Genomic DNA, 21706 nt, shown 5'->3' on the forward strand with positions numbered 1-21706 from the left:
GCGGCCAGGATCACGGCCCTTCGATCACCGGGTATCGATTGCCATTGGCCTATCAAGGCCTGCTCAATCCACCGCATCAGCGAATCTCCCTGAAAGTCAGGGTCGCGCGCACAACCTGCTCGACCTGCCGGGCTTGATCCATCAGCACGGCAGGGGCCCGCTGGCGCAAGCGCTCAAGGTCATCGAAACCTTGCGCAACCACTTCCATGCGCCACCCTTCACTGGGACTGGACACAGCCCGTTCAACCGTGATGTTCCCGGTTTCCACCAATTGCTCCGTGAAAGAAACCAGCCCCTCGACGGTAGTCTTCTCCCGGGGACGGAATTCCAGTGCCCTGATCTGTGTGGCCAGGTCACCTGCGACAGACTGCCCGGGCGCCCAACGCAGAAACGTCTGAAGATTCTCGGCATGTAGCTGTGCTGTACGTTCCGACAGCCATTCAGCACGCAGATGTTCCGCCAGGCACACCATTGCGAAGGCCAGCAGCGCTCCGCCCGCCAGGGAGGGCCAGGGCACGATCGGGCTGCGTCGCCGAAATGGCCCCTGACGCAGGTCCAAGGCCTTGGCCCGACCTTGGATGAAGGTGTGAAAGGCGCTATCGACGGTTTGGTTGTGGAGCGCCTGCCCTGCATCAGCAGGTTCGGCCGGCCGCTCCATCAGCGGCAGTTGCCGCACCAGGACCTCGGCTGCCTGGGGGCCGGCGACCAGCCAAGGCCCACCATGCCCACCCAACAACCAGCGACCCTCGAGCCACAGTGCACGGGGCTGCTCGGCGCCCAGCAGGTCGGCATCGACATGGATCCCGAGCGGGTCGATTCCCTGGCTTTTCAACAAGGCCATCAGGCTGGCCAGAACCTGACGCTCTATCACCAGAGCCCGGCGATGCCCCTGCGCATCCGGCGGGCCGAACACCAGATGCAGCGTTTCCAGCGGCGCTGCCAAATGGTCTTCGGCAGCGTAGACCAATGTTTCAGGCTTGGGCCGCTTGCCCGGCACAGGACCGATCTCGCAACTGCCCAGCATCTCCATAGGTACCACCACGATAGCAGGACCGGTGAGCGTCAAAGCCAGCTCCTCCAGTCGTGCCTTGTGCAGGCTGCCATCCGCCGCACGCAGCCACACCGGCCACCGCGCATCGGCCGCCGCAACCCCTTCCGGCAACAGGTACAGCCAATTCTCACTCATCTGCTCTTTGCTCCCGCATCGCAGAAAACACACGCCGCACCACACGAACCTGATGCGTGTCCAAATCGATCTCCAGGTCGCTGTACAGGTACATGCGCTTACCTGCCATCTCTGCCTGCACCTCCAGGCGAAACCAGCGGCTGGTCACGGCCAGCCCGCGCCTGTCCAGACCCACGCCCTCCAGTTGGGGCAGAGCCAAAAAACGTTCTACCGTGGGGTAACCCGCTTCGGGGCGCTCGCTTACCAGTTGGCTTGCCACCGTAAGCGACACCTCGGCGGACGCCGCAAGCAGTAGCGCCGGGACCGTGTTGATGTTGAGCCGCGCCTCCTTGGGCAACACCACTACCCAAGGCTGCAAACGCGCCATTACCTCAGCAGAAACACCCGGCAACGTACGCAACTGGGTTGGGTCGAGCATCGGCTGGCCAGCGAGCCCTTCCAAAGCGGGTGGTTCCACCTGCAACGAATGGCACAGGCGCTCCCAGCGCTTGAGCAGCAGCGGGTCGGGTGCCTTGCCTGCCATCAGGGCGCCGAGGTTCAAGCGGCCCGAGAGGTCCTCCAGCTGCAGGCTCAGTTGCCCCTGACCAAGGCTGAGCGCTCGGGGCTGGGCCCAGGATTGTCGAACATGAGTGACCTGCAGTACTTCGCCTACCTCACGGCGCAAGCTCGCCAGGGCATGCTGCTCGCCGGCCTGAGCCAAACGCAGCAAGCGCGACGCTTCGATCTGCTGGCTGACACCACCAATCAGCAGTTGATGGCTGCGCAACATACCGGCTGACAGCAACGTGAGCAGCGCCATGACAAGCAGCACGGTGATTAGCGCCAGCCCCTTTTGACGTTGCCCCCTCATGGGCTGGTGCCTCCCAGCGGCAGTACCCGCCGGATCTGTTGAAAACGCCTGGTCGACAGTGTCACCTCCAGCGCCTGCGGTGGCACCGGCCGGCGCTGGGCCATTGGCCAGCGCGCCTGCCAGCCGCTACCGGGCACGTGCAGACGCCAATGCAGCTCGCCTACACCTTCGAGCAAACGCTGCGGGCGTGGCTGACCTTGCCCCAGCGTGCGTCGCTGGCGCCACAGCACGCCGTCTTCGAGCCAGTACTCGACAACCCTCAGCTCGCTGCGCTTGAGCGCTTGGCTGCCTTGTTCGCTGGCCAACCAATGGGCCCGAGTGCCGTTCAGCAGAATGCCGTAACCGCCCTTGCCCAGGCTCGCGGGCGCATACCCCAGCATGGCGTCGCGCTGGATCAAGCTCATGGCCCTGCCCAGCGCACGCAGCTCATCGGCCTGTGCGTGGCGTGCGTACTCGGCACGCATGAACACATCGAGCACACGCGCACTTCCGATTGCCAGGACGGCAAAGATAGCGAGCGCCAACAGCAACTCGATCAAGGTGAAGCCCCCCTGGCGGGTCATCCTGCCCGGGCTAGCGCGGCGCATCCGCCATCCCCAGCCACCCCGTGGCCTGATGCAACACCTGGCGATCCGCAGCAAGGCCCACACGTACCTGCACTTCCAGCAAGCCACCCACGCCCAGACGGCGGCTTTCGTGCAGAGTCCAGCGGTGTTGACCGAACATGACCTCCAGGCTCCGCTGGCCGGGAGCCGGCGCAGCTTGCAGGCCCAGCTCCGTCAGGTGGTTGTCGGCCACCCAGCTAGCCAATAGGCGCTCTCGAACCCCCTGCGATTGCGCCAGTACATGCTGGCTGGCCGTGGTCACCGCCACGGCCAGCACCGCGAAAATCGCCAGCGCCACCAACACCTCCAACAGGGTGAAGCCGCGTTCAGTGCACGAACTGGGGGTCATTGAGGCCATCACTCGACACGGAAACAAGGCGCACATTGTCGACCTCGAAATGCAGGGTAAACGGCGTGTGCTCGTCATTACCGTACATCAGCAGTTGCGGCGCCCCGCCAGCCAGGGCATGCGGCACAGGCAACCCATCGATCTCCAAGCGCAGGTCCAGGCCAATATCGCGATGCCTGCCGACTGCCTCCCAGCCATCCTCAGAGGCTTTGAGCAGTTGGTAGCCCTGGGCATCGATGCGAATTCCTTGCGTCAGCCCTTCCAGCACCGCCTGCTGCCGCGCGTACTGCACCAACTGGAGGAAGAGGTTGGCCTCCTGGCTGGCCACACGCTGCGGATCTCGTGCGAACGTAAACCCGGCCATGCCCATTACAATGCCCAGCAACAGCATCACCAGAAGCAGCTCCAGCAGGGTGAAGCCTCGAGTGCGGCGCGGTTTCATTCAGACCAGTTACCGATATCAGCATCCATTTCCTCACCGCCCGGCTGGCCGTCGCCGCCCAGGGAGTAGAGGTCATAGCCCTGGGTCGAACGGGTTCCTGGGCTTGCGTACTGGTAATGCGAGCCCCAGGGGTCGGTTGGTGTGCTCTTCAGATAGCCTTGGGCACTCCATTGACGTGGCAGTGGCGCCACCGTGGGGCGTTTCACCAAGGCGTCCAGCCCTTGCGCGGTTGTCGGGTAGCGGCCGTTGTCCAGACGGTAGATTTCCAGTGCGGTGGAAATTGACTGGATATCGGTGCGAGCTGCGGTCAGCTTGGCATGGTCGGGACGGCTCATGACGTTGGGCAGCACCAGCGCGCCAAGAACCCCCAGGATAATGACCACCACCATGATTTCGATGAGAGTGAAGCCGCGTTCGGCGCGGCGTGATGAACGCATGGACATGTCAGTTGACCAGTTGGTTGAGGTTGAGGATCGGCAGCAGGATGGCGAGCACGATGAACAGCACGATGCCCCCCATCACCAGCAGCATCAGGGGCTCACAGAGGCTCACCAGCAAGGAAATACGCCCTGCCAGTTGTTTGGCCTGAAGGTCTGCGGCACGTTCGAGCATGGTGTCCAGCTCACCGGCGCGTTCGCCGCTGGCGATCATGTGCAGCATCAGCGGTGGCAAGGCTTCGCTGCGTGCCAGGCAGTTGGCCAGCGTGGTGCCCTCGCCCAGCTCACGGGCGGCCCGCAGCAGGCGCTCGCGTAGAATCAGGTTGCCGATCACGCCCGCGCTGATGTTCATCGCTTCGACCAATACCACGCCGCTGCGCCCCAGGATCGCAAGGGTGCTGATGAAACGGGCCGCTTCACTGGCCCGGACGAACTCGCCATATCCGGGCAGGCGCAGTGAAAAGCCATGCCATTGCCTGCGCCGTGCCGGTTGGCGAAGGGCACAGGCAACCAGTGCGATGGCCATGGCCAATAGCGCCAGCGCTGCCAAGCCGTAATGGTTCGTGGCATCGCTCAAGGTGATCAGCACTCGCGTTGCCAGCGGCAGTTGTGCATGGTCATGCGAAAAGGCCTGCACCACGTCTGGCACCACATAGCCCAGCAGAAAACCCACCACCAGCAACGAGACAACCAGCAGGATCACCGGGTAAACCATCGCCAGCTGTACCTTCTGCCGCAGGGCCTGATGGTTCTCGCCATGCTCGGCCAAACGCTCGAGCACACCTGCCAGGTGGCCGGAACGTTCGGCAGCGGCCACGGTGGCCCGATAAACCATGGGAAATGCCTGTGGGTAATGCGCCAGGGCCTGCGCCAGCGCATGGCCTTCGGCAACCCGCTCAGCCACGCCGCGCAATACCTGACGTACGTGGCGCGGCGTACTCTGCTCGGCAACTGCCTGCAACGCCTCGGTCAACGGCACCCCGGCATGCAGCAGAGTCGCCAGCTGGCGCGTCAGCAGCGAGCGCCGGGCCAGACTCAGGGTATTGCGTGCCAGCAACCGGGCCAAAGGGGATGCCCCCAAGGGGCTCATGCTCAGCACCAGCAACCCTTGCTCGCGCAATGTTTGCCGGGCCTGGCGCGCACCCGACGCTTCCACGGTGCCTCGCTGGCGCACACCCTTTGCATCCTGGGCCTGATAGCGGAACAGCGCCATGTCAGTCCTGCCCCGTCACGCGCAGCAGTTCTGCCACGCTTGTCTGCCCCTGGCAGACACGCTGGACGCCATGCTGGAACAGGCTTGGTGTATCCACGCGGATCAATTCGAGCATGTCGTCCTGAGACGCCCGGGCATGAATCGCCTGGGCCAGCGCGGGCTTCACCACCAGCATCTCGTGCAACGCCAGGCGCCCGCTGTAACCCAGCTGGCATTCGCTACAGCCCTGCGCCTTGTAGAGCCGCGGTGGCAATTCGGCCGGGTGGCCCAGGACGCTCGCCGTGGCCTCGTCCACTTCATGTTCGACCCGGCAATGGGGGCAAAGCCGTCGCACCAGGCGCTGGGCCATGATCCCGGCCAGCGAAGATGCGAGCAGGCAAGTATCGATGCCCATGTCGGCAAGGCGTGTGATTGCGCCCAGAGCGCTGTTGGTATGCAAGGTGGACAGCACCAGGTGGCCCGTCAGCGAGGCCTGCACCGCAATCTCGGCGGTCTCCCGGTCGCGGATCTCGCCCACCATGACCACGTCGGGGTCCTGTCGCAAGATGGCACGCAGCCCCCGGGCGAAGGTCATGTCGACCTTGGTGTTGACCTGGGTCTGGCCGATGCCGGGAAGGTAGTACTCGACCGGGTCTTCGACGGTGAGGATATTGCGCGATACCTGGTTGAGGTACGAAAGCGCGGTGTACAGCGTTGTGGTCTTGCCGGAACCGGTGGGCCCGGTGACCAGGAAAATGCCATGTGGTTTCGCCAGCATGCGCATGAAGCCAGCACGCACAGAGCCGGGCATCTGCATATGGTCGATGTCCAGACGCATTGCCTGTTTGTCCAGCAAACGCAGTACCACCCGCTCGCCATGGGCGGCGGGCAAGGTCGACACCCGCACATCCACTTCGTGGCCGGCCAGGCGCAGGCTGATCCGGCCATCCTGAGGCACGCGCTTCTCGGCGATGTCCAGGCGCGCCATGACCTTGATGCGCGAAACCAGCAGTGCAGATAGCTCCCGTGGTGGCGCCAGCACTTCGCGCATGACGCCGTCGATACGCATGCGTACGCGCAGCTGATGCTCGAAGGTTTCCAGGTGGACGTCCGAGGCCCGGGCCCTCACCGCCTCGCTGAACAAGGCATTGAGCAGGCGGATGATCGGCGCATCGTCCTGTTGCTCCAACAGGTCGCTGGTTTGCGGCAAGGCTTCAGCCAGCTGCGCCAGGTCGATTTCCCGGTCCAGGCCCTGAACAACGGCCTGCGCCGCATCCTGGCCGGGGCCGTAGCAACTGGCCAGGCGCTCGGCGAAGTCGGCATCGCTGACACGCCGCAGGTGCCAGTTGCTGCCCACTACACGGCAGGCCTCGGCAAGGGCTGCCAGCGAAGTGCCTTCTCGCATCAGCAAGGCAGGCTCAGCCGCCTGGCGGTCGAGCAGGATGCCGTGACGTCGGGCAAAGCTGAACGGCAGGTCGCTGTTCATGAGCGTGGCCCTGACGCGCCGGGCAGAGCCTGCGACTCGAACATCTGCCGGGGATCTTCCGGCAGGGTCGAATCATCCGCAGCGCGTACCCCTTCGTAGGCGCGTCGTCCCGTCTCGACCAGCTCGGCCTGGCTGCGCAGAATGGTCGGGCGCAGGAAGACCATCAGGTTGGTCTTTTCCTGAGTATCGCTGCGCCACCGGAACAGACCGCCCACCCATGGGATTCGGCTGAGCAGCGGAACACCGCGCTCTACCTTGCGCACGCTGTCCTTGATCAGGCCGCCGATCACGATAATCTCGCCATCGGCGGCCAAGATGGTGCTTTTGAGCGTGCGCTTGTTGGTGATCAGGTCGTTCTCGGCCGTGCTGGGTGCAATTTCCGAGCTCTCCTGCTCGACCTCGAGGCGCAGGCTGCGCCCTTCATTGATGTGCGGGCGCACCTTCAGGCTGATACCGATGTCCTTACGCTCGACTGTGGTAAAGGGGTTCTCCGAACCACTACCGGGGGTAACGTAGGAGCCGGTCTTGAACGGCACGTTCTGGCCTACCAGGATCTGCGCCTCCTGGTTGTCCAAGGTCAGCAGGCTCGGCGTCGACAACAGGTTGCTGCGGCTATTGCTGGCCAAGGCCGAAACCAGCGCGGCAAAACGGTCCGAGCCAATGGCCAGGGCGACGCCCCCCGGCAGCTTGGTTTCCTTGCCCAGCAGGTCGGCCAGGGCAGCACCACTTTCGCTGAAGGTAACGCCGCCTTTGAGGCCACCTTTGTCGATGCCCCATTGCAGGCCCAACGCTTCATCGATGCTGCCACTGACTTCGACGATTGCCGCATGGATCAGCACTTGCGCCCGGGGCTGGTCCAGTTGTTGGATGATCTGCTCCACGCGGCTCAGCGTCTGCGGCTCGCCCATTATCACCAGAGCGTTCTGGCTGGCATCGGCCTTGACCATGGCCTCGCCGGGGAGGTCCGCGCCCAGAGCCTTGGTGCCCGGCGTACCATCGAGCCGCTTGCCCACCTCACCCAATACTTCGGCAAGCTGCTCGGCACTGCTGTGTTGCAGGCGTACCACCCGCCAGTTCTGCGAAGTGGCCGTAACCGGTACATCCAGCGAGCGGGTCAGTTGCGCAAGACGTTGCCTGGACTTGATCGGGCCCAGGATCAGAAGACGGTTACCGTTCATGTCAGCCAGTACCCGAACGCCGCTGTCCGGGCCACCGGCGGCGGCTTCGACCACCGGGAACACAACCTCGGCCTGGGCTTTGCGCAAGGTCACCAGTTCATGATCATGCCGCTGGCCACTGTCGAGCTGCAGGACCAGGTTTTCCAGGCGGTCCAGGTTGGCTGCGGAGTCGGTGATCACCAGGGCGTTGGCGGAGCTGGACGGTCCAATGTAGCCATTGCTGGAAACCAACGGCCGCAGCAAGCCGGCCAGATCGGCAGCGACACTACCCGACAGGTTGAAAACCCGTGTGGTGACCGCTGCCGGTATGGCCTCCACCTGCTGGTTTGCCCAGGCCTTGGCTTCGCTTGCAGGCAGCACCAGCAAGCGTTCGCCGTCGTTCACGGCGGCAAAGCCCTGGGCATTGAGCACCGAGTAGAACAGCCGCCGTATCCCTTCGCGATCGAGCGCCTCGTTCGAAAGGACGGTGATGCGCCCCTGCACGCGCGGGTCGAGAATGATCGGCTGGTCAAGGATCGCCCCCACCTCACGCACCACGTCGCGCACGTCGGCATCGCTCATCGCCAGTTGCCAGGTGGGTGCCTCAGCAAGCGCCAGAGCGCAGGCAAGGGTTAGAGAGGCGCCGAACGAGGCGGCGCGCAGATATCGCATCAAAGTCATTGCACCTCCCGCAACAGGCGGGCTGAGGGGTCTGAAACAGGGCGCGGGCGGGTTGCCGCACCCGTAGGCAGAAATACAGGGGGCGTATCGCTGGACAACGACACGACTTCCTCGCGGCCGTCGATCCACAGCACGATGGAACGCACATTTATTTGGCGCAGCACGCCATGGCCAGGTAACCGGTCTCCGACGCGATAGATAGCCTCGCCGCTATCGCTTCTCACTAACGCTCGGGCATCGCCCTGGCTGGAAACGAAGCTGGCCTTGAGGGCGATATCCGCCCGGCTCGACTGCCGTTGACCCGGCGCCTGAAAGCCGAACGCCAGGGCCAAGGTAGCCGCCGACAATGGTTTTTCCGGCAAAGCCGCTGTCGTCACCGGCGGGTCCTGGACGACCGGGGGCGCAACTGCGGGATAAACGCTTTCACGCCATGCCAGGCAGGCAAGCGTTACCAGCGCGAACGTCAGCCAAATCAGATACGACGAGCGCTTCATCGTAATCAGGGCAGCATCCGCCTCAGCACGCGCCGCCCGGACAGCTCATGCAAGAGCACGGCGGCGATGTGCATCGAAACGCCGAGTCCTAGCAACAGGCAAGAAGCGATGTGAGTCTTGAACCAGACGTTGTGCCAGAACGGGTCGCTCAGCATGGGCGCGATTGAGAACCAACCGAACACATCGATGACCCGATCCATCATCAGCACACCGGACAACAGCACGATAGCCGTGGTCCAGTACAAGCCCTCATGGGCGACATGAGCGATGCGCTGGTGCTTGAGATGGTCATGCGGGCTGCGTGGTTTGGGTCTGGTCAGGCGCAACAGCCAGCGCAGCATGAATATCGGAATGAACAGCGTCGTCATGGCCACATTGACGAATGCCACAAAGTGGCGTGTGGCGGGGGAGACATTCAGGTACGCCACGTAGAAACCGCTGATCAAGACCCAAATGATGACCGTGGCAGAGATCCAGTGCAGGAGGATCTGCTGCCAGCAATATTTTTGTACTTGCATAGATAGTACTCGAGGAGCCTGGCCCCACCGGAAGGGGCCAGGTCAGACGCTTTACTTCTCGGTCCAGGCCATGTTCCAGTGGGAACCAACACCTGGCTCGAACTGGGTGGCATCTGCGGAGTACTGCAAGCAGTAACCCGAGTTGGGGAACGGCTGGCACTCGTAGACCTTGCCATTCTTAGGCTGCAGCACTGTTGTGCCAGCCTTGTAGCTCGACAGCGATTCCGGGAAAACGAAGTCGTGAGACCCATCGCCAGCCGCTTTGAGCTGAACCGTCTTCTCGTCCTGCAGCAGCACCCGCTCACGCTTGTCCACACCTACGACCTTGAGGGTATGCTCGCCTTCGGTACTTTCGACATTCAGCACGAACGGCTCGGTGCCGTTGACGCTCTGGCGCGAGTAAGAAACCTGCTTCTTGTTGGTATCGAACAACCGCGCTGTCACTGTCAGGGCCTTGTTGGTCATGACGGTGAAATCCACACCACCTTTGCCATCGGTGATCGTGTATTCGGGTTTGACATCGTGCAGGTGCATCGTGGCCTGCTCGCCAGCGGCGCTTTCAAAGTGCAGAAGGTAGTTGGTCAGCCCACTTTCGGCTTTGGCGAAGATGCTGTTGGAACCCTGCACGGGCTCGATATTACCGTCCGCATCCATTTTACCGGCACGTACCAACGTCTGGGTTTCGTTGATCTGCTTGGCAAGCTTGTAAGCCCAGTTGGCAGCGATGGCTTCTTCGGCATTTTCGATCTTGATGCTTACATGGTTTGCAGTACGCTCCCCATTGGCATCGAATGCCCTGGCAGTAACTTTGTCCCCTACTTCTAGGTCACGGCTGGCGCTTATTTCAGCCAGGCGCGGCCACTCAGGGACCGGGCCGCCATCCAGTTGGATATCGACGTCAGCGACACTGTGGAAAGCCTTATCGGTATCGCCAACCTTCCAGACGGCGAGAATCACGTGCTGGCCCGAACGGTCAGCAGGCAATGTGCAGCTGTGCCTTGGATTGGTGCCGGTACCTTTTGCTGGTATCTGGTTGCTGCCATCCAACGCACAGAACGGGGTCGAATCGAATGAGTCACGGGTCAGCGCAGCGTTGGGGTTCCAATCCGCCTTGGTAATGAAGTACTCCCACGACCGCACCGGATGCGGGGCTTCATAATGCCAGTCGAACTGCATGTTACGGTCCACGACCGGGGTCAAATGCCAGCGATTGGCTGATTGCTCATCGAGTGCGGAAAAGTCTCCCCGAACACCACCACTGGCGATTTTTCCATTCTCGGGACCTTGGCTTGGAAAGCGCCCTATCACTTCGCCGACCGACCACGGTTCGTACTGGGCACCTCCGCAGTTGACGTTCAGGTTTTTAAAACCTGCATGGCAGAGCGCTGCTCGAGACGGAGGGTCAGCCAGGTAACCATGTGCATTGGCAATTTGCGCCTGCAAACCTGCACCTACGATCGCCATCCACACACCGGTGGCGACAACGCTTTTTCGCAGGGTCTTTCTTGTATTCATCACGAACTCCGAACGCATTGCTGGTTAAATGCGTAAAGGCACATTTATTGAAATGCAATGCACCTTCAGCGCGAATGGAGCGCGGAGAGTAAAGAAAACAACTTTGCGTTCATGTAGGAATAAACCTGGCAGGCCGCGGTCTTTTCTCGCGGCCTTGAGGCAATTTCCATGTAGGGACTTTCGAAACAAAAGCGTTAAAGACGCGAGAAGGGATTACTATCGATCTTCAATGTCGAGAACTTCCTCTACATCGAAAGATTCACAGCGACATGCAACTTTCTTGGTGAAACGCTGACATGTAACTTGAACAAGCCTGTTCAACATCAGGGAAATATCCCCAATCTGATGCGAACAGGCTTGCGAAAGACTCCCCGACCCGAAACCTCGGGGAGCCTCGAATCAAGCGTGATATTGCGCCGACAGCTCATGCACCGCGTTGATGAACACGCCGGCGTGCTCTGGGTCGACTTCCGGTGTGATGCCGTGGCCAAGGTTGAACACATGGCCTGTGCCGTGGCCATAGCTGGCCAGGATACGCGCCACTTCCTTGCGGATGGCCTCGGGCTTGGCGTACAGCACGGTCGGGTCCATGTTGCCCTGCAGCGCCACCTTGTCACCCACGCGGCGGCGGGCATCGCCGATCTCGCAGGTCCAGTCCAGGCCCAGCGCGTCGGCGCCGGCTTCGGCGATGCTTTCCAGCCACAGGCCGCCGTTCTTGGTGAACAGGATCACCGGCACCTTGCGCCCCTCGTGCTCGCGGATCAGGCCGCTGACGATCTTGCGCATGTAGGCCAGGGAGAACTCCTGGTAAGCCGCCGCCGACAGGTTGCCGCCCCAAGTGTCGAAAATCTGCACGGCCTGGGCACCAGCGAGGATCTGGCCGTTGAGGTAGCTGGTGACCGACTGGGCCAGCTTGTCCAGCAGCAGGTGCAGGGCCTGCGGGTTGTCGTAGGCCATGGCCTTGGTCTTGCGGAAGTCCTTCGACGAGCCGCCTTCGACCATGTAGGTGGCCAGGGTCCACGGGCTGCCGGAGAAGCCGATCAGCGGCACGCGGCCGTTGAGCTCGCGGCGGATGGTGCTGACCGCGTCCATCACGTAGCCAAGGTCTTTCTGCGGGTCGGGGATCGGCAGCGCTTCGATGTCGGCCGGGGTGCTGATGACCTTCTTGAAGCGCGGGCCTTCGCCGCTTTCGAAGTACAGGCCCAGGCCCATGGCATCGGGGATGGTGAGGATGTCCGAGAACAGGATCGCCGCGTCCAGCGGGTAGCGGTCCAGCGGCTGCAGGGTGACCTCGCAGGCGAACTGCGGGTTCATGCACAGGCTCATGAAGTCACCGGCCTTGGCGCGGCTGGCGCGGTACTCCGGCAGGTAGCGGCCGGCCTGGCGCATCATCCACACCGGGGTGACGTCTACGGGTTGCTTGAGCAGTGCACGCAGGAAACGATCGTTCTTCAGGGCAGTCATGTCGGCATCCGGAAAAAAAGTGCGGGCATTTTCTCAGACGCCAGCGCAAAAGGCACGGTCAAGGCCATGCGTTTTGTCTATTGGATGCCATGGATCAAGGATTTTTGTATACAAAAATGCCTTTGGGGCTACTTTGCAGCCCGTCGCGACACAAGGCCGCTCCTACAGGAAGTACGCGATCCCCTGTAGGAGCGGCCTTGTGTCGCGACGGGCCGCAAAGCGGCCCCATAATCAATCAGACTTCCAGGTAGTCCAGGATACCTTCAGCAGCAGTACGCCCTTCGAAGATAGCCGTCACCACCAGGTCCGACCCACGCACCATGTCGCCACCGGCAAACACTTTCGGGTTGCTGGTCTGGTGCTTGAACTTGCCCTTCTCCGGTGCCACCACGCGGCCCTGGCTGTCCAGCTGGATGCCATGCTGCTCGAACCACGGCGCTGGGCTTGGTCGGAAGCCGAAGGCGATGACCACGGCATCGGCCGGCAGGATCTCTTCGGACCCCGGGATCGGCTCCGGGCTGCGGCGGCCACGGGCATCCGGCTCGCCGAGACGAGTCTCGACCACCTTCACGCCTTCGACCTTGTCCTCGCCGACAATGGCGATAGGCTGGCGGTTGTAGAGGAACTTCACGCCCTCTTCCTTGGCGTTCTTCACCTCACGACGCGAACCCGGCATGTTGGCCTCGTCACGGCGATAGGCGCAGGTCACCGACTTGGCGCCCTGGCGGATCGAAGTGCGGTTGCAGTCCATCGCGGTGTCACCACCGCCCAGTACCACCACCTTCTTGCCCTGCATGTCGACGAAGTCTTCCGGCGACTTCTCGAAGCCCAGGTTGCGGTTGACGTTGGCGATCAGGAAGTCCAGCGCGTCATGCACGCCCGGCAGGTCCTCGCCCGGGAAGCCGCCCTTCATGTAGGTGTAGGTACCCATGCCCATGAACACCGCGTCGTACTCGGCGAGCAGTTGCTCCATGGTCACGTCCTTGCCCACCTCGGTGTTCAGGCGGAACTCGATGCCCATGCCGGTGAACACTTCACGGCGGTTGCTGAGCACGGTCTTTTCCAGCTTGAACTCGGGAATACCGAAGGTCAGCAGGCCGCCGATTTCCGGGTTGCGATCGAACACCACCGGGGTCACGCCGGCACGTACCAGCACGTCGGCACAGCCCAGGCCAGCCGGGCCGGCGCCGATGATGGCAACGCGCTTGCCGGTTGGCTTGACCTTGGACATGTCCGGGCGCCAGCCCATGGCGAAGGCGGTGTCGGTGATGTACTTCTCCACCGAGCCGATAGTCACCGCGCCGAAGCCGTCGTTCAGGGTGCAGGCACCCTCGCACAGGCGGTCCTGCGGGCATACCCGGCCGCATACTTCCGGCAGGGTGTTGGTCTGGTGCGACAGTTCCGCCGCGGCCAGGATGTTGCCTTCGGAAACCAGCTTCAACCAGTTGGGGATGAAGTTGTGTACCGGGCACTTCCATTCGCAATAGGGGTTACCGCAGCCCAGGCAGCGGTGCGCCTGCTCCACGGACTGCTGCGGCTTGAACGGCTCGTAGATTTCCACGAACTCCTTCTTGCGCTGGCGCAGCAGCTTTTTCTTCGGGTCCTTGCGGCCCACTTCGATGAACTGGAAGTCGTTGTTCAGACGTTCAGCCATTTTTCAAAACCTCTTTACCGCAGTTGCCAGCCTCAGGCTGCAAGCTGCAAGACGATCACTTGAGCACGACAGGCCCCGCGTACGGGGCCGTCACTTGCAGCTGTTGTTACTGCGGGTTGGCACGGGTGCTGGACAGCAGTTGCTTCAGGTTGGCTGCCTTCGGCTTGACCAGCCAGAAGCGCCGCACGTAGTCGTCCAGGTTCTCCGAGAGCTCACGCCCCCACTCGCTGCCGGTCTCTTCCACGTACTCGGCAAGGACCCGCGCCAGGTGGCTGCGGTAGGCCTCCATCGCTTCACCACTGATACGCTGGATTTCCACCAGCTCATGGTTGAGCTTGTCGACGAAGGTATTGTCCATGTCGAGCACGTAGGCGAAGCCGCCAGTCATGCCAGAACCGAAGTTGTAACCGGTCTTGCCCAGCACGCAGACAAAGCCGCCGGTCATGTATTCACAGCAGTGATCGCCAGTGCCCTCGACAACAGCGTGGGCGCCGGAGTTACGTACAGCGAAGCGCTCGCCAGCAGTACCGGCGGCGAACAGCTTGCCGCCGGTGGCGCCGTACAGGCAGGTGTTGCCGACGATGGCGCTGTGCTGGGTTTCGAACGGGCTGCCGACTGGCGGCACGATGGTGACCTTGCCGCCGGTCATGCCCTTGCCGACGTAGTCGTTGGCATCGCCTTCCAGGTGCAGGTTCAGGCCGCCGGCGTTCCACACGCCGAAGCTCTGGCCCGCAGTGCCCTTGAAGCGGAAGGTGATCGGCGCTGCGGCCATACCCTGGTTGCCATGCAGGCGGGCGATTTCACCCGACACGCGCGCACCGATGGAGCGGTCGCAGTTGCAGATGTCGAGGCTGAACTCGCCACCGGCCTGGTCACGGATGGCCGGCATGGCCATTTCCACCATCTTCTCGGCCAGCTCACCCTGGTCGAACGGCGGGTTCTTGTCGACCTCGCAGAACTGCGGCTTGTCAGCCGGGATATGCGAGCTGCCCAGCAGCGGCGTCAGGTCCAGGTACTGCTGGCGCTCGGTGTCGCCTGGCAGCACGTCGAGCAGGTCGGTACGGCCGATCAGTTCGCCGAGGCTGCGCACGCCCAGCTTGGCCAGCCACTCACGGGTCTCTTCGGCGACGAAGGTGAAGAAGTTGATCACCATGTCGACGGTGCCGATGTAGTGGTCCTTGCGCAGCTTGTCGTTCTGGGTAGCCACGCCGGTGGCGCAGTTGTTCAGGTGGCAGATGCGCAGGTACTTGCAGCCCAGAGCGATCATTGGCGCGGTCCCGAAGCCGAAGCTTTCGGCACCGAGGATAGCCGCCTTGATCACGTCCAGGCCGGTCTTCAGGCCGCCGTCGGTCTGTACCCGCACCTTGCCGCGCAGGTCGTTGCCGCGCAGGGTCTGGTGGGTCTCGGCCAGGCCCAGCTCCCATGGAGCGCCGGCGTACTTGATTGAGGTCAGCGGCGAAGCACCGGTACCACCGTCGTAGCCGGAGATGGTGATCAGGTCGGCATAGGCCTTGGCCACACCGGCGGCGATGGTGCCGACGCCGGCTTCTGCCACCAGCTTGACCGAAACCAGGGCCTGCGGGTTGACCTGCTTGAGGTCGTAGATCAGCTGGGCCAGGTCTTCGATCGAGTAGATGTCGTGGTGCGGAGGAGGCGAGATCAGGGTCACGCCAGGTACTGCGTAACGCAGCTTGGCGATCAGGCCGTTGACCTTGCCGCCTGGCAGCTGGCCGCCTTCACCGGGCTTGGCACCCTGGGCAACCTTGATCTGCAGCACTTCGGCGTTGACCAGGTATTCCGGGGTCACGCCAAAGCGGCCGGTGGCCACCTGCTTGATCTTCGAGCTCTTGATGGTGCCGTAGCGCGACGGGTCTTCACCGCCCTCGCCAGAGTTGGAACGCGCGCCCAGGCGGTTCATCGCCTCGGCCAGCGCTTCGTGAGCCTCCGGCGACAGTGCGCCCAGCGAGATACCGGCGGAGTCGAAGCGCTTGAGGATCGCCTCCAGTGGCTCGATCTGCTCCAGCGCCAGCGGCTGGTCGGCCACTTTCACCTTCAGCAGGTCGCGGATCATCGACACCGGACGCTGGTCCACCAGCGTGGTGTATTCCTTGAACTTGGCGTAGTCGCCCTGCTGCACGGCGGCCTGCAGGGTGTTGACCACATCCGGGTTGTAGGCGTGGTATTCACCACCATGGACGAACTTCAGCAGGCCGCCTTGCTGGATCGGCTTGCGCGCGCTCCAGGCTTCGGCTGCCAGCAGCTTCTGGTCGCTTTCCAGGTCTGCGAAACGCGCACCCTTGATGCGGCTGGAAACGCCCTTGAAGCTCAGAGCGACCACTTCCTCGGCCAGGCCGATGGCTTCGAACAGCTGCGCGCCACGGTACGAGGCGATGGTGGAGATACCCATCTTCGACAGGATCTTCAGCAGGCCCTTGGAGATGCCCTTGCGGTAGTACTTGAAGACTTCGTCCAGGTCGCCCAGCACTTCGCCGGTACGGATCAGGTCGGCCAGCACTTCATAAGCCAGGTACGGGTAGACGGCCGAGGCACCGAAGCCCAGCAGCACGGCAAAGTGGTGCGGGTCGCGGGCGGTGGCGGTTTCCACCAGGATGTTGCTGTCGCAACGCAGGCCCTGTTCGGTCAGGCGGTGGTGCACCGCACCAACGGCCAGCGAGGCGTGCACCGGCAGCTTGCCCGGGGCGATGTAGCGGTCGCTCAGCACCAGCTGGGTCTTGCCAGCGCGCACGGCTTCTTCAGCCTGGTCGGCGATGTTGCGGATGGCCGCTTCCAGGCCGACGCTCTCTTCATAGTTGAGGTCGATCAGCTGGCGGTCGAAGCCTTCGCGCTCCAGGTTCATCAGCGAACGCCACTTGGCGGGCGAGATGACCGGCGAGCTGAGGATTACCCGCGAAGCATGCTCCGGGGATTCCTGGAAGATGTTGCGCTCGGCACCCAGGCAGATTTCCAGGGACATGACGATCGCTTCGCGCAGCGGGTCGATCGGCGGGTTGGTCACTTGGGCGAACTGCTGGCGGAAGAAGTCGTACGGCGAACGCACACGCTGCGACAACACGGCCATCGGCGTGTCGTCACCCATCGAGCCGACCGCTTCCTGGCCCTGCTCGCCGAGCGGGCGCAGTACCTGGTCACGCTCCTCGAAGGTGACCTGGAACATCTTCATGTATTGCTTGAGCTGGTCGGCGTCGTAGCTGGCCACGCCCTGATCGTCGGTCAGCGTCGCCTGGATGCGCGTGGCATGCTGACGCAGCCAGCGCTTGTACGGGTGGCGCGACTTCAGGCGGTTGTCGATGGCGTCGGTGTCGAGGATCTGGCCGGTTTCGGTGTCCACGGCCAGGATCTGGCCCGGGCCGACACGGCCCTTGGCCAATACATCCTCAGGCTGGTAGCCCCATACGCCGATTTCCGAGGCGATGGTGATGTAGCCATTGGTGGTGGTTACCCAGCGCGCCGGGCGCAGGCCGTTACGGTCGAGCAGGCACACTGCATGGCGGCCTTCGGTCATGACGATACCGGCCGGGCCATCCCACGGCTCCATGTGCATGGAGTTGTATTCGTAGAAAGCGCGCAGGTCGGCGTCCATGGTCTCGACGTTCTGCCAGGCTGGCGGTACCAGCATGCGCACGCCACGGAACAGGTCGATACCGCCAGTGACCATCAGCTCCAGCATGTTGTCCATGCTCGAGGAATCGGAACCGACGCGGTTGACCAGCGGGCCGAGCTCTTCGAGGTCGGGGATCAGGTCGTTGGCGAACTTGGTGCGACGGGCCATGGCCCAGTTGCGGTTGCCGGTGATGGTGTTGATCTCGCCGTTGTGGGCGAGGAAGCGAAACGGCTGCGCCAGCGGCCATTTCGGCAGGGTGTTGGTGGAGAAGCGCTGGTGGAACACGCAGATCGCGGTTTGCAGGCGCTCGTCACCCAGGTCCGGGTAGAAGGCCGCGAGATCGCGCGGCATCATCAGGCCTTTGTAGATGATGGTCTTGTGCGAGAAGCTGCAGATGTAGTGGTCGGTGTCGTGGGCGTTGGCCACGGAAGAACGGCGACGAGCACTGAACAGCTTGATGGCGAATTCCTGGTCGCTCAGGCCTTCACCGCCGATGAACACCTGCTCGATCTGTGGCAGGCGCTCGAGCGCCAGGCGGCCGAGCACGCTGGTGTCGATCGGCACCTTGCGCCAGCCGACCAGCTTCAGGCCAGCGGCAAGGATTTCGCGGTCCATGTTGGCGCGAGCGGCTTCGGCTTTGACCGGGTCCTGATTGAAGAACACCATGCCGACGGCGTACTGCCTGGGCAGCTCGACGGCGAAGTGCTCCTGGGCCACGGCACGCAGGAATTGATCGGGCTTCTGCATGAGCAGACCGCAACCGTCACCGGTCTTGCCGTCGGCGTTAATGCCGCCGCGGTGGGTCATGCAGGTCAATGCCTGCATGGCGGTTTGCAGAAGGTGGTGGCTCGGTTCGCCCGTCATATGGGCGATCAGGCCAAAACCACAGTTGTCCTTGAATTCTTCGGGATGGTACAGACCTGTTTTCATAGACACATTCTCACCAGGTTCACCTCTCAACGGAGGTAAATCTCTTTTTTAACAACCACTTACCATCCACGCCGATCAAACGCCAGCTTTTTTGCGGTGGCCATGGAAAACCATTGTTGCACAGCGACAGCGATGCCCACAAATTTTCATGTCTCACCATTGAAAATTTATGTCGCAATTTTGAATGTTTTTGCGCCATGCGCCGTGATAGCGGCTTGGCTCGAGTCTGAAGCGTTTCAGCCATGACTGCAAGTAAGGCTTGTGGCCGGCAGTCTGGGACAGAAAAGCCTGCCGCGTGACAACGCAGCAGGCTAGTCGAAAGTCAGTAATCGCTCAGCAACTGGGCAGCGGGGTGATGCCGCCCGGAAGGTATCAGCGGGCCGAGGCCAGCTCTTGTTGGACGCTGGCGACGGTACGTGGCCAAGGTTTACCAGCCTGGACCTTCGCTGGCAAGTTCTTGATTGCCGCAACCGCTGCGTCGCGGTTGGCGAAGTTGCCGTAAGTGACAACGTACAGCGGCTTGCCCTGCAGGTTTTTCTTGAAGTAGCGATAGTCGCCACCCTGGGCCTTGACGAACGCCTGGGCCGAAGCCTCGGAGCTGGTACCCAGAATTTGCACCACGTAATTGCCCGGTTTCTGACCGGTGTACCAGCCGCTGTTGCCGCTGCCACCGGCTGCCGGCTTCTCGACAGGCTTGGCGGCCGGCTTGGCCACGGCGACTTGAGTCGGTGCTGGCGCAGGCTTGGCAGGCGCGACCGGCTTGGCAGGCTGGGTTGCGACAGGCTTCGCTGCAGGTGCAACCGGCTGCGGTTGCGGCTGTACCGGCTGGGTCGGCGCCGAGGCTACTGGCTGGGCAGGTACCGGTGCCGGGCCTGCCGGCACACCTTGCGGTGGTGCGATGGTGGTCACGGTTGGCGGCGGGTTGCCTGGCTGCAGGGCGGTATCGCCGGCCGGGCTACCCTCTTCACCCTCGCCCATGCCCGCGGCCTGGGCCAGCGGCTCGCGCATCACCGGCTGCGACTGGCCAACCAGCGGCAATGGCATCGGCTGGGAAGAACCCGAGAACTCGATGGCCGGGTTGCCACCATTGGCCTGGCCTTCGCCAAGCGGCAGCTGGGCCTGGGCGGCCGGCGCTTCGGCAGGCGCCTTGTCACCTTTCTTCGGCATCAACACCGCGGCCGCAACGGCGACCACAACCACAGCGGACAGCGCGAGCACATGTTTTTTAGGCATCTTGAACCCCATGGATGGTCGCTTGGCCGTCGAGCGGCTGGCGATCATGGCTTCGATCAAAGTGTCACGGGCGACCTGGTTGATGTTGCCAGGCCAGCCGTCGGAGTTTTCATGGATATCGACGATCTGTTCACGGCTGAACACCTCGATGCCCCGGCCAGCACCTTCCAGGCGCTGCTCCAGGTACTCGCGGGTTTCTTCTTCACTGTAGGGGGCGAGTTCGATGATATGGAAGCGTTCTTCCTCGATATTGATCTCGTCCAGCCCGGCAATCAGCGACGGCTCACCGAACAGGAACACGTGCGGGCGCCCTTCCGGTACACCCGCCGCCAATTCCAGCAACGCTTGGAGTGCCGACTCGTCGAGTTGTTCCGCATCGTCCACCAGCAAATACACTTCCTGGCCAGTCAGTGCCAATTGCACCACCTTGGCCAGGATCGCCTGCATTTCGGCTTCGGCCACATCCAGGTTCTGCGCGACCTGGCCGAGTACGCTGGCGGCATCGCTGGCGCCACGAGCGGAAACCACCACGCTCTGCACTGCCTGCTTGTTGGTACTGGCCACCAGGGCCTGGCGCAGCAGGGTCTTGCCACTGCCCAGCGGGCCGGTGACAACCAGCATCAGCTGGCTGTAGCGCGCCAGGTGGTGCAATTGGCCGAGCACGGGCTTGCGCTGGGCCGGGAAGAACTTGAAGCCGGGCACGCGGGGTGCGAACGGATCGTGGCTCAACTGGTAATGGTCGAGAAAGGCCTCATCGGCATGCAAACTGGTCATTGCGCTGTCACAACCTCAAAGCTGGGCCACGATCGCGCGGTAATCCGCCGACAACGTGGCCTGTAGAATCTCTTTCGGATAGTCGTCGGTCACCACGGCCTCGCCCATCTGGCGCAGCAGCACCAGACGTAGGCGGCCGTCGAGCACCTTCTTGTCGACCGCCATGTGCTCCATGAAATGCGCCGGGGTCATTTCCTGTGGTGGCACCACCGGCAAACCTGCGTCCTGCAACAGGCGGATTCCGCGATCGCGCTCGGCCTGGTCGATCCAGCCAAGGCGCATGGACATCTCCAGGGCCATCACCGTACCCGCCGCCACGGCTTCGCCGTGCAGCCACACGCCGTAACCCATGTGGGTCTCGATGGCATGGCCGAAGGTGTGCCCCAGGTTCAGCGTGGCGCGCACGCCGGATTCGCGCTCGTCAGCCCCGACCACGGCGGCCTTGGCCGCGCAGGAACGGCGAATGGCTTCGGTCAGCGCCGCCGGATCGAGGGCGCGCAGCGCCTGCATATTATCTTCGAGCCAGGTGAGGAACGGCTTGTCGCAGATCAGGCCGTACTTGATCACTTCCGCCAGCCCGGCAGACAGCTCGCGCGCCGGCAGGGTCTGCAGCGTGGTGGTGTCGATCAGCACCGCGTTGGGCTGGTAGAACGCACCGACCATGTTCTTGCCCAGCGGGTGGTTGATGCCAGTCTTGCCACCAACCGAGGAATCGACCTGGGACAACAGCGTGGTCGGCACCTGGATGAAGTCGACGCCGCGCTGGTAGCAGGCGGCGGCGAAGCCGGCCATGTCACCGATCACGCCACCACCCAGGGCAACCACGGTGGTGCGGCGGTCATGCCGTGCAGTCAGCAGGCCATCGAAGATCAGCTGCAGGGTTTCCCAGTTCTTGTGGGCTTCGCCATCGGGCAATACCACCGGCAGCACCGAATAGGCGCCCAGGGTCTTGCTCAGGCGTTCGAGATACAGGGGCGCGACGGTCTCGTTGGAAACGATGGCAACCTGCCGCCCGGCGATGTGCGGCGCCAGCAGTTCAGGCTGGTCCAGCAGGCCTTCGCCAATGTAGATCGGGTAGCTACGCTCGCCCAGGTCGACCTTTAGTGTCTGCATGTAT

Annotated in this window: 18 protein-coding genes; 1 reads left to right on the forward strand and 17 read right to left on the reverse strand. The window is 62.9% G+C overall.

The window, feature by feature from the left end; all coding sequences use genetic code 11:
- Nucleotides 1-76: 76 nt before the first annotated feature.
- Nucleotides 77-1186: a type II secretion system protein GspL gene (gene gspL, locus R9B85_RS10845; RefSeq protein WP_112249632.1), complete on the reverse strand. Its 1110-nt coding sequence runs from the start codon at nt 1184-1186 to the stop codon at nt 77-79.
- Nucleotides 1179-1727: a general secretion pathway protein GspK gene (locus R9B85_RS10850; protein ID WP_207878233.1), complete on the reverse strand. Its 549-nt coding sequence runs from the start codon at nt 1725-1727 to the stop codon at nt 1179-1181. Before R9B85_RS10850 ends, gspL begins: the two co-directional genes overlap by 8 nt.
- An 84-nt stretch (nt 1728-1811) precedes the next feature.
- Between R9B85_RS10850 and R9B85_RS10855 the strand changes: the two genes are divergently transcribed.
- Nucleotides 1812-1964 (forward strand): hypothetical protein, encoded by a 153-nt coding sequence (locus tag R9B85_RS10855; protein ID WP_181457293.1) that lies wholly within the window; start codon nt 1812-1814, stop codon nt 1962-1964.
- Between the two features lie 68 nt (nt 1965-2032).
- On the opposite strand, the gene R9B85_RS10860 is transcribed toward R9B85_RS10855, so the two are convergent.
- The 15 genes from R9B85_RS10860 to aroB all read right to left on the reverse strand — a co-directional run bounded on the left by R9B85_RS10860 (nt 2033) and on the right by aroB (nt 21702).
- Nucleotides 2033-2623, reverse strand: coding sequence for a type II secretion system protein GspJ (locus R9B85_RS10860; RefSeq protein WP_112249636.1), 591 nt, complete (start codon nt 2621-2623; stop codon nt 2033-2035).
- Nucleotides 2610-2990: a type II secretion system minor pseudopilin GspI gene (gene gspI, locus R9B85_RS10865; RefSeq protein WP_112249638.1), complete on the reverse strand. Its 381-nt coding sequence runs from the start codon at nt 2988-2990 to the stop codon at nt 2610-2612. Before gspI ends, R9B85_RS10860 begins: the two co-directional genes overlap by 14 nt.
- The gene (gene gspH / locus R9B85_RS10870) at nt 2968-3432 is read right to left on the reverse strand and encodes a type II secretion system minor pseudopilin GspH (protein WP_112249641.1); all 465 of its coding nucleotides are present in this window, start codon (nt 3430-3432) and stop codon (nt 2968-2970) included. Before gspH ends, gspI begins: the two co-directional genes overlap by 23 nt.
- Nucleotides 3429-3875, reverse strand: a complete 447-nt coding sequence (gene gspG, locus R9B85_RS10875) for a type II secretion system major pseudopilin GspG (protein ID WP_075046635.1) — start codon at nt 3873-3875, stop codon at nt 3429-3431. Before gspG ends, gspH begins: the two co-directional genes overlap by 4 nt.
- 1 nt (nt 3876) lies before the next feature.
- Nucleotides 3877-5082, reverse strand: coding sequence for a type II secretion system inner membrane protein GspF (gene gspF / locus R9B85_RS10880; RefSeq protein WP_112249643.1), 1206 nt, complete (start codon nt 5080-5082; stop codon nt 3877-3879).
- Between the two features lies 1 nt (nt 5083).
- Entirely contained in the window at nt 5084-6547 is a 1464-nt protein-coding gene (gene gspE, locus R9B85_RS10885; RefSeq protein ID WP_112249645.1) for a type II secretion system ATPase GspE, read from the reverse strand.
- Nucleotides 6544-8385, reverse strand: coding sequence for a type II secretion system secretin GspD (gspD, locus tag R9B85_RS10890; protein WP_112249647.1), 1842 nt, complete (start codon nt 8383-8385; stop codon nt 6544-6546). Before gspD ends, gspE begins: the two co-directional genes overlap by 4 nt.
- On the reverse strand, nt 8382-8879 hold the full coding sequence (locus R9B85_RS10895; protein ID WP_112249649.1) for a type II secretion system protein N: 498 nt from the start codon (nt 8877-8879) through the stop codon (nt 8382-8384). The genes gspD and R9B85_RS10895 overlap by 4 nt, the downstream gene beginning before the upstream one ends.
- A gap of 5 nt (nt 8880-8884) precedes the next feature.
- Nucleotides 8885-9397 (reverse strand): cytochrome b, encoded by a 513-nt coding sequence (locus R9B85_RS10900; protein WP_112249651.1) that lies wholly within the window; start codon nt 9395-9397, stop codon nt 8885-8887.
- Between the two features lie 51 nt (nt 9398-9448).
- Nucleotides 9449-10912, reverse strand: coding sequence for an N-acetylglucosamine-binding protein GbpA (gene gbpA / locus R9B85_RS10905; protein ID WP_243432320.1), 1464 nt, complete (start codon nt 10910-10912; stop codon nt 9449-9451).
- A 399-nt stretch (nt 10913-11311) separates the two neighbouring features.
- Complete coding sequence (gene hemE / locus R9B85_RS10910; protein ID WP_075046641.1) at nt 11312-12376, reverse strand: uroporphyrinogen decarboxylase; 1065 nt, start codon at nt 12374-12376, stop codon at nt 11312-11314.
- Nucleotides 12377-12611: 235 nt separating this feature from the next.
- A complete protein-coding gene (locus tag R9B85_RS10915) occupies nt 12612-14030 on the reverse strand; it encodes an FAD-dependent oxidoreductase (protein ID WP_013974599.1) in 1419 nt (472 codons plus the stop codon).
- Nucleotides 14031-14136: 106 nt separating this feature from the next.
- Entirely contained in the window at nt 14137-18582 is a 4446-nt protein-coding gene (gltB, locus tag R9B85_RS10920; RefSeq protein WP_423771018.1) for a glutamate synthase large subunit, read from the reverse strand.
- Nucleotides 18583-18954: 372 nt separating this feature from the next.
- Complete coding sequence (locus R9B85_RS10925; RefSeq protein ID WP_112249656.1) at nt 18955-20589, reverse strand: SPOR domain-containing protein; 1635 nt, start codon at nt 20587-20589, stop codon at nt 18955-18957.
- Nucleotides 20590-20604: 15 nt separating this feature from the next.
- A complete protein-coding gene (gene aroB / locus R9B85_RS10930) occupies nt 20605-21702 on the reverse strand; it encodes a 3-dehydroquinate synthase (protein WP_112249658.1) in 1098 nt (365 codons plus the stop codon).
- Nucleotides 21703-21706 lie beyond the last annotated feature (4 nt).

This window comes from Pseudomonas sp. NLJ1, assembly GCF_049486705.1.
In the GTDB taxonomy this organism is placed as follows: Bacteria; Pseudomonadota; Gammaproteobacteria; order Pseudomonadales; family Pseudomonadaceae; genus Aquipseudomonas; species Aquipseudomonas inefficax.

Coding starts and splice junctions, on each gene's coding strand:
- gspL (WP_112249632.1), bottom strand. CDS start 1,186: ATGAGTGAGAATTGGCTGTACCTGTTGCCGGAAGGGGTTGCGGCGGCC.
- R9B85_RS10855 (WP_181457293.1), top strand. CDS start 1,812: ATGAGTGACCTGCAGTACTTCGCCTACCTCACGGCGCAAGCTCGCCAG.
- R9B85_RS10860 (WP_112249636.1), bottom strand. CDS start 2,623: ATGCGCCGCGCTAGCCCGGGCAGGATGACCCGCCAGGGGGGCTTCACC.
- gspI (WP_112249638.1), bottom strand. CDS start 2,990: ATGACCCCCAGTTCGTGCACTGAACGCGGCTTCACCCTGTTGGAGGTG.
- gspH (WP_112249641.1), bottom strand. CDS start 3,432: ATGAAACCGCGCCGCACTCGAGGCTTCACCCTGCTGGAGCTGCTTCTG.
- gspG (WP_075046635.1), bottom strand. CDS start 3,875: ATGTCCATGCGTTCATCACGCCGCGCCGAACGCGGCTTCACTCTCATC.
- gspF (WP_112249643.1), bottom strand. CDS start 5,082: ATGGCGCTGTTCCGCTATCAGGCCCAGGATGCAAAGGGTGTGCGCCAG.
- gspE (WP_112249645.1), bottom strand. CDS start 6,547: ATGAACAGCGACCTGCCGTTCAGCTTTGCCCGACGTCACGGCATCCTG.
- gspD (WP_112249647.1), bottom strand. CDS start 8,385: ATGACTTTGATGCGATATCTGCGCGCCGCCTCGTTCGGCGCCTCTCTA.
- R9B85_RS10895 (WP_112249649.1), bottom strand. CDS start 8,879: ATGAAGCGCTCGTCGTATCTGATTTGGCTGACGTTCGCGCTGGTAACG.
- R9B85_RS10900 (WP_112249651.1), bottom strand. CDS start 9,397: ATGCAAGTACAAAAATATTGCTGGCAGCAGATCCTCCTGCACTGGATC.
- gbpA (WP_243432320.1), bottom strand. CDS start 10,912: ATGAATACAAGAAAGACCCTGCGAAAAAGCGTTGTCGCCACCGGTGTG.
- hemE (WP_075046641.1), bottom strand. CDS start 12,376: ATGACTGCCCTGAAGAACGATCGTTTCCTGCGTGCACTGCTCAAGCAA.
- R9B85_RS10915 (WP_013974599.1), bottom strand. CDS start 14,030: ATGGCTGAACGTCTGAACAACGACTTCCAGTTCATCGAAGTGGGCCGC.
- gltB (WP_423771018.1), bottom strand. CDS start 18,582: ATGAAAACAGGTCTGTACCATCCCGAAGAATTCAAGGACAACTGTGGT.
- R9B85_RS10925 (WP_112249656.1), bottom strand. CDS start 20,589: ATGACCAGTTTGCATGCCGATGAGGCCTTTCTCGACCATTACCAGTTG.
- aroB (WP_112249658.1), bottom strand. CDS start 21,702: ATGCAGACACTAAAGGTCGACCTGGGCGAGCGTAGCTACCCGATCTAC.